1 pseudogene is annotated in these 242 nt (G+C 70.7%); it reads right to left on the bottom strand.

Annotated features, from left to right (window positions below):
- A pseudogene (locus ACZ3HG_RS24620) lies at window positions 1-242 on the bottom strand (hypothetical protein); the annotation flags it as partial.

Here is a 242-nt window from a genome sequence, read left to right as displayed (position 1 = left end):
AGCTGGTGGGTCGGTCCGACGGGGAAGGCGCTCACGCCGGGGGCGGTCGCGGCCTTGTACGTGATGTCCGCGGCCTCCGTGGGGTTGTCGCGCGCGAAGACCCAGCCCTTGATGACGGCCTTGAGGAAGCGCGTGGCGGCGTCCGCGTAGGCGGGGTCGTCGGCGAGGCGCTTCGTGTCGGCCCAGATGGCGTCCTGGAGCATGGCGCCGGCGGTGTCCTCGTACGAGATGACGTTGATGTC

It is taken from the genome of Erwinia sp. PME.40.26/001 (assembly GCF_055556675.1).
Note: the sequence above shows the minus strand (reverse complement) of the source record. Positions and strands in the feature narration are given on the sequence as shown.